This is a genomic window from Pseudomonas sp. R5(2019) (assembly GCF_009905435.1).
GTDB lineage: Bacteria > Pseudomonadota > Gammaproteobacteria > Pseudomonadales > Pseudomonadaceae > Aquipseudomonas.
Map to the genome: position 1 here is coordinate 175709 of NZ_JAAAMT010000002.1, position 17609 is coordinate 193317.

General features: G+C 62.0%; 11 protein-coding genes. 5 read left to right on the forward strand and 6 right to left on the reverse strand.

The window, feature by feature from the left end; genetic code table 11:
• Nucleotides 1-91 precede the first annotated feature (91 nt).
• The 4 genes from ligA to GUY40_RS02465 all read right to left on the reverse strand — a co-directional run bounded on the left by ligA (nucleotide 92) and on the right by GUY40_RS02465 (nucleotide 7898).
• Nucleotides 92-2449, reverse strand: a complete 2358-nt coding sequence (gene ligA, locus GUY40_RS02450) for an NAD-dependent DNA ligase LigA (protein WP_166567343.1) — start codon at nucleotides 2447-2449, stop codon at nucleotides 92-94.
• 247 nt (nucleotides 2450-2696) lie between these two features.
• Nucleotides 2697-3551 (reverse strand): cell division protein ZipA, encoded by an 855-nt coding sequence (gene zipA / locus GUY40_RS02455; RefSeq protein WP_166567344.1) that lies wholly within the window; start codon nucleotides 3549-3551, stop codon nucleotides 2697-2699.
• Nucleotides 3552-3753: 202 nt separating this feature from the next.
• Complete coding sequence (gene smc, locus GUY40_RS02460; protein WP_166567345.1) at nucleotides 3754-7242, reverse strand: chromosome segregation protein SMC; 3489 nt, start codon at nucleotides 7240-7242, stop codon at nucleotides 3754-3756.
• A gap of 2 nt (nucleotides 7243-7244) precedes the next feature.
• A complete protein-coding gene (locus GUY40_RS02465; protein WP_166567346.1) occupies nucleotides 7245-7898 on the reverse strand; it encodes a GntR family transcriptional regulator in 654 nt (217 codons plus the stop codon).
• 289 nt (nucleotides 7899-8187) lie between these two features.
• Between GUY40_RS02465 and xdhA the strand changes: the two genes are divergently transcribed.
• The 4 genes from xdhA to guaD are packed head-to-tail and all read left to right on the forward strand — an operon-like array spanning nucleotide 8188 to nucleotide 14199.
• Nucleotides 8188-9642, forward strand: a complete 1455-nt coding sequence (gene xdhA / locus GUY40_RS02470; protein ID WP_166567347.1) for a xanthine dehydrogenase small subunit — start codon at nucleotides 8188-8190, stop codon at nucleotides 9640-9642.
• Nucleotides 9635-12031 (forward strand): xanthine dehydrogenase molybdopterin binding subunit, encoded by a 2397-nt coding sequence (xdhB, locus tag GUY40_RS02475; protein ID WP_166567348.1) that lies wholly within the window; start codon nucleotides 9635-9637, stop codon nucleotides 12029-12031. Before xdhA ends, xdhB begins: the two co-directional genes overlap by 8 nt.
• A 10-nt stretch (nucleotides 12032-12041) precedes the next feature.
• Nucleotides 12042-12887 (forward strand): xanthine dehydrogenase accessory protein XdhC, encoded by an 846-nt coding sequence (gene xdhC / locus GUY40_RS02480; RefSeq protein WP_166567349.1) that lies wholly within the window; start codon nucleotides 12042-12044, stop codon nucleotides 12885-12887.
• Between the two features lie 7 nt (nucleotides 12888-12894).
• Nucleotides 12895-14199, forward strand: coding sequence for a guanine deaminase (guaD, locus tag GUY40_RS02485; protein ID WP_166567350.1), 1305 nt, complete (start codon nucleotides 12895-12897; stop codon nucleotides 14197-14199).
• Here guaD and aqpZ read toward each other — a convergent pair.
• Nucleotides 14158-14898: an aquaporin Z gene (gene aqpZ / locus GUY40_RS02490; RefSeq protein ID WP_371924692.1), complete on the reverse strand. Its 741-nt coding sequence runs from the start codon at nucleotides 14896-14898 to the stop codon at nucleotides 14158-14160. The genes guaD and aqpZ overlap by 42 nt on opposite strands.
• Nucleotides 14899-15155: 257 nt before the next feature.
• Nucleotides 15156-15908 carry a GntR family transcriptional regulator gene (locus GUY40_RS02495; RefSeq protein WP_166567352.1) on the reverse strand — a complete coding sequence of 251 codons (753 nt, stop codon included), beginning with the start codon at nucleotides 15906-15908 and terminating at the stop codon, nucleotides 15156-15158.
• Nucleotides 15909-16257: 349 nt separating this feature from the next.
• Here GUY40_RS02495 and GUY40_RS02500 point away from each other — a divergent pair, with 349 nt between their 5' ends.
• Nucleotides 16258-17607: an NCS2 family permease gene (locus GUY40_RS02500; protein WP_166567353.1), complete on the forward strand. Its 1350-nt coding sequence runs from the start codon at nucleotides 16258-16260 to the stop codon at nucleotides 17605-17607.
• Nucleotides 17608-17609 lie beyond the last annotated feature (2 nt).

Consider the following 17609-nt stretch of genomic DNA (forward strand, 5'->3'; position numbering starts at 1 on the left):
TGCAAGGGGAGGGAAAATATTCTAGGGCCAGAAAACAGCATCGTCGAGTCGGATAGGGCACCTGTCGATCGTCCAGGTGCCCTGCGTGCCATCAGACGTCGATACCCTGCTCTGCCAGGAAGCCGACAAACTGATCCTCATCCAACACCTTGAGCCCCAGCTCATTGGCCTTGGCGAGTTTCGACCCGGCACCGGGACCGGCCACCACGCAGTGGGTCTTGGCCGAGACGGAACCTGCGACCTTGGCCCCCAGGCCTTCGAGTTTTTCCTTGGCGACATCGCGACTCATGCGCTCCAGCGACCCGGTCAGCACCCAGGTCTGACCGGCCAGCGGCAAGCCTTCGACCACTTTCTTCTCGCTGCCCCAGTGCATGCCGAACTCACGCAGTTGCGCTTCGACCGCCCTCGCCCGCTCGGTGTTTTCAGGCACCGCGAAGAACTCCCGCACGGCGGTGGCTTGCTTGGTACTCAAGGCCTGGCGCAGGTCGATGCCATCGGCGGCGATGATCTTGTCGAGGCTGTCGAGCTTGTCCACCAGCTTCTGCGCGCCGGTCGGGCCAACAAAAGGAATATCGAGCTTGGCGATCATGCCCGCAAAGGTGGTGCTGGCAGCGAATTCGGCGCCCAGCTCACCCTGGTCCTGCAAGACCAGCCCACGCGCCAGCAATTGCTGGATGACGTTACGGTTGTGGTCATCCTCGAAGAACGCGTGAATTTCCGACGCCACTTCCAGGCCCACATCCGGCAGGTAGGTCAGCACCGCTGGCAGCGCCGCCATGATCCGCTCCAGCGAGCCCAGCGAGCGGGCCAGCACCTTGGCGGTTTCTTCGCCGACATCCGGGATACCCAGGGCATAGATAAAGCGCGCCAGCGTCGGCTGCTTGCTGTCCTCGATGGCCTTGAGCAGGTTGTTGCTCGAAAGCTCGGCGAAGCCTTCCAGCGCCACGACCTGTTCGAAGCGCAGCGTATAGAGATCGGCCGGTGAGCGGACCAGGCCTTCATCCACCAACTGCTCGACGCTCTTCTCGCCCAGCCCTTCGATATCCATCGCGCGGCGCGAGACAAAGTGGATGATCGCCTGCTTGAGCTGTGCGGCACAGGCCAGGCGACCGACGCAACGGTACACGGCACCTTCGCTGACGGTTTCCTTGCCCTTGCTGCGCTTGACCAGTTGCGTGCGCTCGACCTGCGAACCGCACACCGGGCACTGCTCGGGGATATGCACAGGCCGCGCATCATCAGGGCGACGCTCGAGCACCACCTGCATGACCTGCGGGATGACGTCACCCGCACGGCGGATAATCACGCTGTCGCCAATCATCAGCCCCAGGCGCGCCACTTCATCCATGTTATGCAGGGTCGCATTGGCGACCGTCACGCCGGCGACCTTGACCGGCTTGAGCCGCGCAACCGGCGTGACTGCCCCGGTGCGTCCGACCTGAAACTCCACATCCAGCAGCTCGGTGACTTCTTCCATGGCCGGGAATTTATGAGCGATGGCCCAGCGTGGCTCGCGGGCACGAAAGCCCAGTTCGCGCTGGGACGCCAGGTTGTCGACCTTGAACACCACGCCGTCGATTTCATAGGGCAAATCGTTGCGCCGTGCGCCGATATCCCGGTAGTAATCCAGGCAGTCTTGGATGCCGTCGGCGCGCTTGAGCTCACGGCTGATCGGCAAGCCCCAGGCCTTGAGTTGTTCCAGGGTGCCGATATGGGTGTCGGCGATGGCTGCCGACACTTGCCCCAGGCCATAGCAGCAAAACTCCAGCGGGCGGCTGGCGGTGATTTTCGAATCCAGCTGGCGCAGGCTGCCGGCCGCTGCGTTGCGCGGGTTGGCGAAGGTCTTGCCGCCGACTTCGATCTGCGTGGCGTTCAGGCGTTCGAAGCCGGCCTTGGACATGAACACTTCACCGCGCACTTCCAGTACTTCAGGCCAGCCACTGCCCTGCAGCTTGAGCGGAATATTGCGCACCGTGCGCACGTTGACGCTGATGTCTTCGCCGGTGGTGCCATCGCCACGGGTAGCGCCCTGCACCAGCTGGCCGTCACGGTACAGCAGGCTGACTGCCAGGCCGTCGAGCTTGGGCTCACAGCTATAGTTCACCGCCGCGCCAGCGCCAAACAGATCACCGGCCGGCAGGTCCAGGCCCTCGACCACACGGCGATCGAATTCGCGCAGGTCGGTCTCTTCGAAGGCGTTGCCAAGGCTGAGCATCGGTACTTCGTGACGCACCTGGGTAAAGGCGCTGAGCGCCGCGCCGCCGACCCGCTGGGTGGGCGAGTCGCTGCTGATCAGCTCGGGGTGCTGCGCTTCCAGGTCCTTGAGCTCGCGAAACAGGCGGTCGTACTCGGCATCCGGAATGCTCGGCTCGTCGAGCACGTAGTAGCGATAATTGTGCAGGTTGAGTTCAGCACGCAGCTCGAGGATCCGGTTCTGGGGGGCGGTCATGGTGATAGTCTCTCGAAAAGCAAGAGAGCAGCCTGGACTGCTCAGGTTGCTGACAACCCCTGTAGGAGCAAGGCTTGCCCGCGATGCAGGCGCCGCTGTGCTCCTGATACAACGCGGCGCCTGCATCGCGGGCAAGCCCGGCTCCTACAGTCGAATCCAGCAGGGAGATTTGGGTTTGTCAGCAGCCTGAGCAGCCTGGGCTGCTCTCTGTTGTGTCGGCGAACCGCGGGGCTGCAAGCCCCTGCGGTCAGCGTTTCTGAGTCAGGGCGCGGCGTTCGAATTCGACAATGCGCTGACGGTAGTGTTCGATGGTCTGGGCGGTCAGCACGCTGCGCTGGTCGTCCTTGAGCTCGCCGTTGAGCTCGTGGGACAGCTTGCGCGCCGCCGCCACCATGATGTCGAAGGCTTGCTTGGGATTGCGCGGCCCCGGCAGGCCAAGGAAGAAACTGACCGCACGGGTGCTGAAGTGGTCGATGTCGTCCAGGTCGAACACTCCAGGCTTGACCGCGTTGGCCATGGAGAACAGCACTTCGCCGTTGCCGGCCATGCTTTCGTGGCGGTGGAAAATGTCCATCTCGCCGAAGCGCAGGCCGCTTTCCAGAATGTTCTGCAGCAATGCCGGGCCCTTGAAGCCGCCTTCGTCGCGAGAGATGACGCTGATGACCAGGACTTCTTCGACCGGTGGCAAATCCTTGCTTTCGGTGACTGCACCGGTCGCGCTGAATGCAGGGGCCTTGTCATCCGGGAAGTCGTCGTTTCCAAGGCCCGAGAACAGGTCCGGCTCTCGGCTGGCCTTCATGCTCGATTCTTTCCTGGCGGTTTCGCCCTGGCGCTTGTCGCGCTTGGTCAGCGGCTCGCGCTCTGCGGACATCGACGGCAGGTCGTGCTCGTCCAGGCCCGGTTCCTTTTGGTCTTCCAGTACGCGCGGGGTGCCCAGTACTTCAGTGTTGGGCTCGTCGTCCGGAGCATTGGAAAAACTGCGGTCCAGACGGAACTTCAACTTGCCCTTGCCGCCACGCATGCGGCGCCAGCCGTCGAACAGTATCCCGGCAATGACAATAATGCCGATGACAATCAGCCACTCGCGCAGACCGATATCCATGTAATCCTGTGCCTCTATTCGAAAATTCTAAAAAAGAAGGGTCAAAAACCCCTTTAAAACGTGGCGCCAACTGTATGTTCTGTCAGGCGTTTCCCACGCACACGATAATGGGACACTAAGCTAGCACGACCTTGGTGAACTTTACACCGTCTGTCGCATCTGTCCCGGCCAATCCGTCCGATAGCGTGCCTGGGTTATCAGCTCAGGATTCGACCATCGCCAGCGCCTCTTCTACATCCACCGCCACCAACCGTGAGCAGCCGGGCTCATGCATGGTCACCCCCATCAGTTGATCGGCCATTTCCATGGCAATCTTGTTGTGGGTGATATAGATGAACTGCACAGTTTGTGACATTTCCTTCACCAACCGGGCATACCGTCCAACGTTAGCATCATCCAGTGGCGCATCCACTTCATCGAGCATGCAAAACGGCGCCGGATTCAATTTGAAGATGGCAAATACCAATGCCAACGCCGTCAGTGCCTTCTCGCCCCCCGAGAGCAAATGAATGGTGCTGTTCTTCTTCCCCGGCGGGCGCGCCATAATGGTTACCCCTGTATCGAGTAAATCTTCGCCCGTCAGTTCCAAATAAGCGCTGCCGCCACCGAAAACTTTTGGAAACAAGGCCTGCAAACCACCGTTTATCTGATCAAAGGTGTCCTTGAAGCGTGTTCGGGTTTCCTTGTCGATCTTGCGGATAACGTTTTCCAGGGTGTCCAGGGCTTCGACCAGGTCGGCATCCTGGGCATCAAGGTAACGCTTGCGCTCCGATTGCTGCTGGTACTCGTCGATAGCGGCCAGGTTGATGGCGCCCAGGCGCTGGATACGACCATCGATGCGTTCGAGTTCGAGTTCGGCCTCCTGTTCATTGGCCTCACCGCTGAGCGTCGCGAGGACGCCGTGCAGGTCATAACCGTCTTCGTGCAATTGGTCTTGCAGGGCCTTGCGTCGCACGCTCAAGGCCTGCCATTCCATCCGGTGCTGTTCCAGCTGGCCACGCAAGAGCTGGCTTTGCTGTTCGGCCTGGGTGCGGCGTTTTTCGGCCTCGCGCAATTCGCGGTCGGCTTCTTCCATGGTCATGCGTGCCTGGCGCATTTCTTCATCGACGACCATGCGCCGTTCAAGCAACTCTTCGAGCTTGATGCGCAACTCTTCCAGCGGCGCTGCGCCCTCCTCCAGGCTCAGACTCAACTGCTCCTGCTTTTCATTCAAACGGTCCGATTGCAACGCCAGCCGTTCCAGCGCCTGGCGGGTGGAGTCGTGCTGGGCGCGCAGGGAGCCCAGCCGGACCGCCAGCTGGTGAGCATGGTCCTTGTGCTGGCGGGCTTCCTGGCGGACCCGGTCCAGCCGCTCGCGCAGGCTGTCACGTCGGGCCAGCAGGGCTTCGCGCAGCGAAGTGTCCTGCGCCATGAGGTCCAGGGCGTCTTGCAGCACCAGCCGTGATTCGCCGAGTTGTTCCTGTTCCAGGGCACGCTGCTCGGCCAGTTCGGCCAGCTCTTCATCCAGGCGACGACGGCGCAAGGTCAGTTGCTCGACCTTGGCCTTGCCCGCCGAGAGCTGGGCCTTGAGCTCACCCTGCTGGCGCGACTCATCCTGGAGCCGTCGGCGCAATTGCTCGCGGTTGTCTTCCTGCAACAGCTGTTGCTCGCGCAACTGCTGCAACTGTTCGTCCAGCCCCGCAAGCGTGGCCTCACGGGCTTCGCGGTCCAGCTCCAACTGTTGCATCTCCTGACCGCGCGCGAGCATGCCGCTGTGGGCATCGCTGGCGCGGCAGACCCGCAGAAAATGGCGGCCGACCCAATAGCCGTCACGGCTGATCAGGCTTTGACCGAGGCTGAGTTGGCCGCGACGAGCCAGAGCGGTATCCAAATCTTCGACCGGGCTGACGGCCGCCAGCCAAGGCGCGAGATCGAAATGGCTCTGCACCTTGTCCAGCAGGCTACCGGGCGCGCGGGCCGAGTCGCGCCCCGGGTCGACCAGACGCAAGTCGCCCTGAGTGAAGCCCGCCAGGTCCAGCGGGCCGAAATCATCCACCAGCACGGCCTGCAAATCAGCGCCCAGCACCGTTTCGACCGCCAGTTCCCAACCCGGCTCAACCCGCAGCCCTTCGGCCAAGCGTGGCTTGTGCTCAAGGCCTTGCTCGCGCAACCACTGGGCGGTGCCGGTGCCAGGGTCGAGCGCGGCCTGCTGCAAGGCCTCAAGCGAAGCCAGGCGGCCGCTCAAGCGTTGCAGCTCACCCTGAGCCTGCTGTTGCGCCTGTGTGGCAGCCTGCAGATCGGTGCGCAGCTGCTCGAGTTTCTCGACCAGCTCAGCTTCACCCGCTTGCCATTCGTCAATGAGCAATTCGCTGCTCAGTACTTGCTCGCTGAGTTCGAGGATCGCGGCATCTTCCGGATCGGCCGCCAGCAACGCCAGCTCATCGCCCAGCCGGCGCTGGCGCTCGCTGAGTTTTTCAAGGCTCAGTTCCAGCTGCGCAATGCGCGACTGCTGCACTTCGGCCTGACGCCTGGGTTCGGCCGAACGGGTGTTGAAGCTGTCCCATTCCTCCTGCCAGCTGTGCATGGTGGTTTCCGACTCTTCCAGCGCGACGGCGGACTCCTCGGCCGAGGCGCTGGTGAGCGCCTGTTCCGGTTCCAGCATTGCCAACTCTTCGCCCAGGGTGGCGAGCAAGGTGCGGTCATGGCCCAGGTGGGATTCGGTTTCCAGCCGCGAGCGCTCGGCTTCCTTGAGGTCGTCTTGTAACTGGCGCAGACGCTGCTGGCCATGCTGAATGCTTTGTTCAACCCGGGCGATATCGCCGCCGACCGAATAGAAACGCCCCTGCACCAGATTGAAGCGCTCGGACAAATCATGATGACCGTCGCGCAGCCGCTCGATACTGGCATCGGCATTGCGCTGCTCGGCCACCAAGGCTTCGAAGCCGACCTCCTGATCGCCGATCACCGCCTCGCGCTGGGCGACCTGCTCGTTCAGCGCCTGCCAGCGCAGGGCCGACAGCTGGGCCTTGAGCTGGCGCTCCTCAGCCTTGTACTGCTGATACTTTTCGGCCGCCTGGGCCTGGCGGTGCAGGCGCTCGAGCTGACGCTCCAGCTCTTCACGCAGGTCGGTCAGGCGCTCGAGGTTTTCGTGAGTGCGGCGAATACGGTTTTCGGTTTCGCGACGGCGCTCCTTGTACTTGGAGATGCCGGCGGCTTCTTCGATGAAGTTGCGCAGCTCCTCTGGCTTGGCCTCGATCAGCTTGGAGATCATCCCCTGCTCGATGATCGAGTAGCTGCGCGGCCCAAGGCCGGTGCCAAGGAAAATATCGGTGATGTCCCGCCGACGGCACTTGGCGCCATTGAGGAAATAGCTGTTCTGGCCGTCGCGGGTCACCTTGCGGCGGATCGAAATCTCGGCGTAGCTGGCGTATTCGCCCACCAGCGTGGTTTCAGCATTATCGAAGATCAGTTCGATGCTCGCCTGGCTGACCGGTTTACGGCTGGTGGAGCCGTTGAAGATGACGTCGGTCATCGATTCGCCGCGCAGGTTCTTGGCCGAGCTTTCGCCCATCACCCAGCGCACCGCATCGATGATGTTGGACTTGCCGCAGCCATTGGGGCCGACCACGGCGGCCATGTTACTGGGGAAGTTCACGGTCGTCGGGTCGACGAAGGACTTGAACCCCGCCAGCTTGATGCATTTGAGGCGCATGTTTAAACCAGTGCCGCCAGCACTTGTTCGCAGCTGCGCTGTGCGTACTCGGCCAGCACGCTGCGGATGCGCGCCGGGTCGCGCGCCACCACTGCCTCAAGCAGTTTGGCGAACAGCGCCAGGTACTCGCTCATGTCCGCCTTGCGTTGGTCCAGCGCCAGATAATAGGTACGGCTCATGGCCGGCTGCAGGTTCTCGACGGTTTCCTGCAGGTACGGGTTATCGGCAAACGGATAGGCCGCGCGCATCACGTTGAAGCTGTCTTCGACAAAGGCCTTGATATCGCCACGGCCAAGGCTGTCGGTCAGGCGTTGCTGGATGTCGAGAAACGGGGCGAGATCAGCCGGTGTTTTCCAGTTCTGAGCAACGGCATTGCCGAGCAGGATGTACAACTCGCTCATCAACCCGCACAGGCTGCGCACGTTGTGCTCGTTAAGCTCGGTCACGTGGGCGCCACGGCGCGGCAGGATGGTCACCAGATGACGGCGCTCAAGGATCAGCAAGGCTTCGCGCACCGAACCGCGGCTGACATTCAGGGCGGCAGTGACCTTTTGCTCTTGTATGCGCTCGGCCGGCTGTAACTCGCCACGAATGATACGTTCGGCAAGGTAATGGGCGATTTGCTCGCAGAGGCTGTCCGGCGCCTTGAACGTCATGGTTTTCCTTCAAAAATCTCGAACTGTGCAGGCGGCGCAGTGTAACGCAATTGGCTTGTGCAAGCGCAGGGGCCAATGTGTCGAAACTGGCACGATTTACGCAAAAACATCCATCAACGCGAATCAAAGCGAAAGGTTCTACCCTTAACGTACCAGCTAGTTACACAGCCAGAACCACCGCCGGGGATTTTCTTGACCCATAAGTCAGAAAACCATTGACCCAAAAGTCAGAGCTGACTACATTCTGCACATGTCCGCTCAACAACAATAATTCGCTGTGAGGCCTTCCGTGATCCAGTTCTTACTTAACCAGACGTTGCGCACCGAGCACGCCCTGGACCCGAATCTGACGGTACTCGAGTATCTGCGCTCGCAGTGCGCCAAACCTGGCACCAAGGAAGGCTGCGCCAGTGGCGACTGCGGTGCCTGCACCGTGGTGGTCGGCGAGCTTGGCCAGGATGAAAACGGCCGCGACCGCATCCGCTATCGCAGCCTGAACTCCTGCCTGACCTTTGTGGCGTCGCTGCACGGCAAACAACTGATCAGCGTCGAAGACCTCAAGCATCAAGGCAAGCTGCACAGCGTCCAGCAGGCCATGGTCGAGTGTCACGGCTCCCAGTGCGGCTTCTGCACACCGGGCTTTGTGATGTCGCTGTTCGCCCTGCAAAAGAACAGCGATGCACCGGATCTGCACAAGGCCCAGGAAGCCCTGGCCGGTAACCTCTGCCGCTGCACCGGTTACCGCCCGATTCTGGCGGCTGCCGAACAGGCCTGCTGCCAGCGTGGCGGCGACCAGTTCGATGCCCGCGAAAGTGAAACCATCGCCCGCCTGAAGGCCATTGCCCCGCAAGAGATCGCCGAACTCAACAGCGGCGACAAACGCTGCATGGTGCCGCTGACCATCGCTGATCTGGCCGACCTGTACAGCTCGCACCCCGAAGCCCGGCTGCTGGCCGGTGGTACCGACCTGGCGCTGGAAGTCACCCAGTTCCACCGCGCCCTGCCGGTGATGATCTACGTCGGCAATGTGTCGGAAATGAAGCGCATCGAGCGCTTCGACGATCGCCTGGAGATTGGCGCCGCGACACCGCTGACCGATTGCTACGACGCCCTAAACGAACACTACCCCGATTTCGGCGAACTGCTTCACCGCTTCGCCTCGTTGCAGATTCGCAATCAGGGCACCCTGGGCGGCAACATCGGCAACGCCTCGCCGATCGGCGACTCACCGCCCCTGCTGATTGCCCTGGGCGCGCAGATCGTCCTGCGCCAGGGCAACCAAACCCGCACACTGGCACTCGAAGACTACTTCATCGACTACCGCATCACGGCGCGCCAGGAAAGCGAGTTCATCGAGAAGATCATCGTGCCGCTGCCCCAGGCCAACACTCGCTTTCGCGCCTACAAGGTTTCCAAGCGCCTGGACGACGACATTTCGGCCGTGTGCGCCGCCTTCAATCTGCGGATAGAGAACGGCATCGTTACGGACGCGCGAGTCGCGTTCGGCGGTATGGCCGCCATTCCAAAACGCGCCAAGGCCTGTGAAACCGCGTTGCTCGGCAATGCCTGGAACCAGGCCAGCGTTGACCGCGCGGTGGCCGCGCTGGCTGAAGACTTCACCCCGCTGTCGGATTTCCGGGCCAGCAAGGAATACCGCCTGCTGAGCGCGCAGAACCTGCTGCGCAAATACTTCATCGAACTGCAAACGCCGCACATCGAAACCCGGGTGACCGCTTATGTCTAACCACAACCACACGCCCAAAACCCAGGCGGAACTGGCAGCCCTGTTCAGCCAGGACCTGACCACCGGCGTCGGTCGCAGCGTCAAGCACGACAGCGCCGAAAAACATGTATCCGGCGAAGCGGTGTACATCGACGACCGCCTGGATTTTCCCAACCAGTTGCACGTGTATGCGCGCCTGTCCGACCGCGCCCACGCGCGTATCCTGAAGATCGACACCAGCCCCTGCTACGCCTTCGAGGGTGTGCGCATCGCCATCACCCATGAAGACATCCCCGGGCTCAAGGACATTGGCCCGCTGCTGCCGGGCGACCCGCTGCTGGCGATCGACACCGTCGAGTTCGTTGGCCAGCCGGTGATCGCCGTCGCCGCCCGCGACCTGGACACCGCCCGCCAGGCGGCCATGGCTGCGATCATCGAATACGAAGACCTGGAGCCGGTGCTGGACGTGGTCGAAGCCCTGCGCAAACGCCACTTCGTACTCGACAGCCACACTCACAAGCGCGGTGACTCGGCCACCGCACTGGCCAGCGCGCCGCACCGGGTACAGGGCACCTTGCACATCGGCGGCCAGGAACACTTTTATCTGGAAACCCAGATCTCCTCGGTGATGCCCACCGAAGACGGCGGCATGATCGTGTACTGCTCCACCCAGAACCCGACCGAAGTGCAAAAACTGGTGGCTGAAGTACTTGACGTGCCGATGAACAAGATTGTCGTCGACATGCGCCGCATGGGCGGTGGCTTCGGCGGCAAGGAAACCCAGGCCGCCAGCCCCGCGTGCCTGTGCGCCGTGGTCGCGCGCCTGACCGGGCAGCCGACCAAGATGCGCCTGCCGCGGGTCGAAGACATGCTGATGACCGGCAAGCGCCACCCCTTCTATGTGGAGTACGACGTCGGTTTCGACGACACCGGCCGCCTGCACGGCATCAACCTGGAGCTGGCCGGCAACTGCGGTTGCTCGCCAGACCTCTCGGCGTCGATCGTCGACCGCGCCATGTTCCATTCCGACAACGCCTATTACCTGGGCGACGCCACGGTCAACGGCCACCGCTGCAAGACCAACACCGCCTCGAACACCGCCTACCGGGGTTTCGGTGGCCCACAGGGCATGGTCGCGATTGAAGAAGTCATGGACAGCATCGCCCGCCACCTGGGCCTAGACCCGCTGGCCGTGCGCAAGGCCAACTACTACGGCAAGACCGAGCGCAATGTCACGCACTACTACCAGACCGTCGAGCACAACATGCTCGAGGAAATCACCGCGCAACTGGAAGCCAGCTGCGACTATAAGGAGCGTCGCGAGTCGATCCGACTTTTCAATGCCCACAGCCCGATCCTGAAAAAGGGCCTGGCGCTGACACCGGTCAAGTTCGGCATTTCCTTCACTGCCAGCTTCCTCAACCAGGCCGGCGCGCTGGTGCATATCTACACCGATGGCAGCATCCACCTGAACCACGGCGGCACCGAGATGGGCCAGGGCTTGAACACCAAGGTCGCGCAGGTGGTGGCCGAGGTCTTCCAAGTGGATTTCAACCGCATCCAGATCACCGCCACCAACACCGACAAGGTGCCCAACACCTCGCCGACCGCCGCTTCCAGTGGTGCCGACCTGAACGGCAAAGCCGCCCAGAATGCCGCTGAAATCCTCAAGCATCGCTTGGTGGAATTCGCCGCGCGCCAATACAAGGTCAGCGAGGAAGACGTCGAGTTCCGTAACGGTCACGTGCGCATCCGCGACCAGATCCTGACCTTCGAAGCGCTGGTGCAACAGGCCTATTTCGCCCAGGTTTCGCTGTCGAGCACCGGCTTCTACAAAACCCCGAAAATCTACTACGACCGCGCCCAGGCCCGTGGCCGGCCGTTCTATTACTTTGCCTTTGGCGCAGCCTGCGCCGAGGTGATCGTCGACACCCTGACGGGCGAATACAAGATGCTGCGCACCGACATCCTGCACGACGTCGGCGCCTCGCTGAACCCGGCCATCGACATCGGCCAGGTCGAAGGCGGCTTTATTCAGGGCATGGGCTGGCTGACCACCGAAGAACTGGTCTGGAACGCCAAGGGCAAGCTGATGACCAATGGCCCGGCCAGCTACAAGATCCCGGCCGTGGCCGACATGCCGATCGATTTGCGCGTGCACCTGGTGGAAAACCGCAAGAACCCGGAAGACACGGTGTTCCACTCCAAGGCCGTCGGCGAGCCGCCGTTCATGCTCGGGATTGCCCCATGGTGCGCGATCAAGGATGCCGTGGCGAGCCTGGCCGACTATCGCCGGCAGCCGAGCATCGACGCCCCGGCGACCCCGGAACGGGTGCTGTGGGGCTGCGAGCAAATGCGCAAGGCGGTGGCCGAGCGTACAGAGCCACAGGTTGCGGAAGTGGAAGCATAAGGAGCCTGTCATGAACAACTGGATCAGCGCCCTGGCCGAACTGCAGGAACGTGGCGAACCCTGCGTGCTGGTCACCATCATCGAGGAGCGCGGCTCGACGCCGCGCAACGCCGGCTCGAAGATGGTGGTCAGTGCCGACCACCTGTACGACACCATCGGTGGCGGGCATCTGGAATTCAAGGCCATGCGCATCGCCCGCGAGATGATTGCCAGCCGTCGTCACGACACGCACCTGGAGCGCTTCAGCCTGGGCGCGAGCCTGGGCCAATGCTGCGGCGGCGCCACGGTGCTGTTGTTCGAGCCGATGGTGCAGGTGCAGGCGCAGATCGCGGTGTTCGGCGCGGGCCATGTCGGCCGCGCGCTGGTCCCCCTGCTCGCCGCCCTGCCCTGCCGGATCCGCTGGATCGATTCGCGCGAGCAGGAGTTTCCCGAGGTCATTCCCGCCGGCGTGAGCAAAATCATCAGCGAAGAGCCGGTGGACGAAGTTGCCGAGCTTGTGCCCGGCAGCTACTGCATTGTGATGACCCACAACCATCAGCTCGACCTGGAGCTGACCGCCGCGATTCTCAAGCGCAATGACTTTACCTGGTTCGGCCTGATCGGCTCGCAAACCAAGCGGGTGAAGTTCGAGCATCGTCTGCGTGAACGCGGTTTCGATGATCAGCACCTGCAGCGCATGCGCTGCCCGATGGGCCTGGCGGAAGTCAAAGGCAAGCTGCCCATCGAGATCGCGGTGTCGATCGCCGCTGAAATCATCGCCACTTACAACGCCACCTTCGGCCAGCAAACCAAAGCCGGAGCCGGCCCCATTGCCCAACTGCTGCCTGCTTCGCGCCGCAGCCAAGCCCTTCAATGAGACTGCTATGAGCCTGACCCGAAAAGCCTATCGCGCTGCGATCCTGCACAGCCTTGCCGACCCTGCCGACGTGGGTGTGGAGGCGTCCTATGAATATTTCGCCGACGGCCTGCTGGTGGTCGACGGCGGCCGCATCGAAGCGGTGGGCGCAGCCGAACAGCTGCTGCCGACCCTGCCTGCTGATATCGAGATCGTCCACTATCAGGACGCCTTGATCACCCCGGGCTTTATCGATACCCACATTCATTTGCCGCAAACCGGCATGGTCGGCTCCTACGGCGAACAGCTGCTGGACTGGCTGAACACCTACACCTTCCCGTGCGAGCGCCAGTTCAAGGATCAGGCCCACGCCGACAAGGTGGCGAAGATTTTCGTCGAAGAACTGCTGCGTAACGGCACCACCACCGCGCTGGTGTTCGGCAGCGTGCACCCCGAGTCGGTCAATGCCTTCTTTGAAGAAGCCGAGCGCCTGGACCTGCGCATGATCGCCGGCAAGGTGATGATGGACCGCAACGCCCCGGATTACCTGACTGACACCGCCGAATCCAGCTATATCGAGAGCAAGGCGCTGATCGACCGCTGGCACGGCAAGGGCCGCCTGCACTACGCCGTCACCCCGCGCTTTGCCCCGACCAGCACGCCGGAACAGTTGACCCTGGCCGGGCAGTTGCTCAGCGAATACCCGGACCTGTACATGCAGACCCACCTGAGCGAGAACCTCAAGGAGATCGACTGGGTCAAGGAGCTGTTCCCCGAGCGTTCGGGGTATCTGGATGTCTACGACCACTTCCAGTTGCTCGGCGAGCGCTCGGTGTTCGCGCACGGCGTGCACCTGTGCGACGACGAGTGCAAGCGCCTGGCCGAAACCGGTTCGGCGATCGCCTTCTGCCCGACCTCGAACCTGTTTCTGGGTAGCGGCCTGTTCAACCTGCCACAGGCCGAAAAGTACAAGGTCAATGTCGGCCTGGGCACCGACGTGGGCGGCGGCACCAGCTTCTCGCTACTGCAGACACTGAACGAAGCCTACAAGGTCATGCAATTGCAGGGCGCGCGCCTGAGCCCGTTCAAGTCGCTGTACCTGGCGACCCTGGGGGGCGCGCGGGCATTGCGCCTGGAAGATCGGATCGGCACCCTGCAACCGGGCACCGATGCCGACTTCGTGGTGCTGGACTATAACGCCACGCCCCTGCTGTCATACCGCATCCAGCAGTCGCGCAGTATTGAAGAGACGCTGTTCGTGCTGATGACCCTGGGCGACGATCGCACCGTACTACAGACCTTCGCCGCCGGCAGCCGGGTGCACCAGCGCTGAAGCAGTCGGGTGTTCCCGGCCCAGCCAGCGATACAAGCCGCCGCCGATGATCGCCCCGATCATCGGCGCCACCCAGAACAGCCACAACTGCTGCAACGCCCAACCGCCGACAAACAGCGCCGGCCCCGTGCTGCGCGCAGGGTTCACGGATGTGTTGGTGACCGGAATCGACACCAGGTGGATCAGCGTCAGGGCCAGGCCGATGGCGATCGGCGCAAAGCCTGCCGGCACCCGGCTGTCGGTGGCGCCCATGATGATTACCAGGAACATCCCCGTCATGACCAGCTCACTGACAAACCCTGCCGCCAGCGAATACTGCCCCGGCGAATGCTCGCCGTAACCGTTGGAAGCCAGCCCCGCCGACAATTCAAACCCGGCCTTGCCGCTGGCGATGAAGTAGATCACCCCGGCCGCGAGGATGCCGCCAATTACCTGCGAGACGATATAGGCCGGCAATTCCTTGGCCGGAAACCGCCCGCCCGCCACCAGGCCCACCGAAACCGCGGGATTGAGATGACAACCGGAGATATGACCCAAGGCGAATGCCATGGTCAGCAGCGTCAGGCCGAAGGCGAAGGAAACGCCGACCAGACCGATGCCAATCGGAGATGAAGCCGCAATCACTGCGCTGCCGCAACCGCCCAGTACCAGCCAGAAGGTACCGATCAGTTCTGCTGCCATACGTTTGCTCAAAGGCATAGACATGAACCTGTCCTCAAGTGAGTTGAATGCCAACGTCGTAAGCGCAAGCCCAACTGCTTGATGAAGGTTTGCTGTACTGCTCAGTGCAATTTAGCAGAAGCGGCACTTCCCGCCACTTGCGCAGTTGTAGCTGATAGGGGGGGTTTTGGTTCGGTAGGAGCCAGGCTTGCCTGCGATGAACGATGACGCGCAAGTCCAGAAATACGCGGCGCCTTCATCGCGGGCAAGCCCTGCTCCTACCGGGGCAGTGTCGGTCAGGCCTTGGCGGGCTTCTTGACTTGAAGCAGGTGCGAGAACACCGCATGCAGGTCGTCCGACGCGCTTTCCTCGTCGAGGTTGAGCTTGCTGTCGATATGGTCCATGTGATGCATCATCAGGCTGACCGCGAGCGCCGCGTCGCGGGCTTCGATGGCATCGATCAGTTGGGTGTGTTCGTCGTACGAGCAGTGCGAGCGATTGCCGCTTTCGTACTGGGCGATGATCAGCGAGGTCTGGGAGACCAGGCTGCGCTGGAAGCTGATCAACGGCGCGTTCATGGCCGCTTCAGCCAGCTTGAGGTGAAACTCCCCGGAAAGTCGGATACCCGCGCCGCGATCGCCACGGGAGAAGCTCTCGCGCTCCTCATGGACCATCTGCCGCAGCTCGGCCAGTTGCTCGGCGGTGGCGTGCTCGACGGCCAATTCAGTAATGGCGCGCTCGACCATGCGCCGAGCGAAGAACACCTGCCGTGCCTCCTCAACGCTTGGGCTGGCGACGACCGCGCCACGGTTGGGCCGCAGCAGCACCACACCCTCGTGGGCCAGGCGCGACAGGGCGCGACGAATGATGGTGCGGCTGACGCCGAAAATCTCGCCCAGGGCTTCCTCGCTCAATTTGGTCCCTGGCGCCAGGCGTTGTTCGAGGATCGCCTCGAAAATATGCGCGTAGACGATGTCGTCCTGGGTGCCGCTGCGCCCGGCCTTGCCGGCACGCGCGGGTTTCTTGAGGGGTTGCAGCTGATCGTTCATGGGCACTCGAGAGCAGGGTTGGCAGGGATACCGCGACTGTAATACCAGGCAGTAGGTCCCTGGCAAGTAAAAACACAAGGAAAACTGCGCACATTGTACACAGTGGCGCCCGATTCTGCAGGGCCGCATGACAGTTATAGCGTTCTAGCCGGTTATCCTGTCAACAAAACATAAAACAGTATTTGCATTATTTGTATACAACAGCATAATCCACACGTGCAGTTCCTGACCTAGCGGTCAACTAAATGACTTGATCAGCTGCATCATCCCATCCGCCTCACAGAACCCCCTAGTGCCCTGTCTCAGGAACGGTTCTGCAAAACAAAAAGAGTCTTGAGGAGTACACGCTGTGGAAAGCAACAAATCCGAAGCCCCTACGCTGGATCTCGCACCACCGCTCAACCCGAGCTGGCTGGAACGGATTTTCAAACTCAAGCTGCATGGCACCACCGTCAAGACCGAAATGATCGCCGGGGTGACCACCTTCATCACCATGGCCTATATCATTTTCGTCAACCCGAACATCATGGCCGACGCAGGGATTGACCACGGCGCGGCATTCGTCGCTACCTGCATCGCCGCCGCGCTCGGCTGCCTGCTGATGGGCCTGTACGCCAACTGGCCAGTCGGCCTGGCGCCGGGCATGGGTTTGAATGCCTTCTTTACCTACACCGTGGTCGGCACCATGGGCTACTCCTGGGAAACCGCACTGGGCGCAGTATTCGTCTCGGGTGTGCTGTTCATGTTCCTGACCCTGTCGCGAGTGCGCGAGTGGCTGCTCAACAGCATCCCGGTCAGCCTGCGACATGCCATGGGCGCCGGCGTCGGACTGTTTCTCGGACTGATCGGCCTCAAGACTGCGGGTATCGTTGTGGACAGCCCGGCGACGTTGATCAAGCTGGGCCACCTGAGTGAACCAGGCCCTCTGCTGGCCGGCATCTGCTTCCTGATGATCGCCGTGCTCAGCTACCACCGCGTGTTCGGCGCCATTCTGATCAGCATCATTACCGTGACCCTGGCCGGCTGGGGCCTGGGGCTGGTCGAATACGGCGGAGTCTTCTCGCTGCCGCCGAGCCTGGCCCCGACCTGGATGGCCATGGACGTGGCAGGTGTATTCAATATCAGCATGATAAGCGTAGTATTGGCCTTTCTTTTTGTGCACATGTTTGACACCGCTGGTACTCTGATGGGCGTCGCGCAACGGGCCAATCTGGTCAATGCCGATGGCCGGATCGAAAACCTCTCCCGCGCCCTCAAGGCCGACAGTGCCTCAAGCGTATTCGGCGCGGTGGTCGGCGTGCCACCGGTCACCAGTTATGTAGAAAGCGCGGCCGGCGTTGCCGCCGGTGGCCGCACCGGCCTGACCGCTGTAGTGGTGGGAGTCCTGTTCGTCGCGGCCATGTTCTTTGCCCCACTGGCCGGCATGATTCCCGCTTACGCCACCGCGGGTGCACTGATTTATGTAGCCATGCTGATGATGGGCAGCATGGCCCACATCGAGTGGGACGAAGCCACCGACAGCATCCCGGCGATTGTCACCTTGATCATGATGCCGCTGACCTTCTCGGTCGCCGACGGGATTGCGCTGGGCTTTATCACTTACGTGGTGCTGAAAGCCGGCACCGGCAAGCACAAGGAGATTTCGGCGAGCCTGTGGGTGCTGTGCGCCATCTTCATCGCCAAGTTCGTATTTTTGTAAAT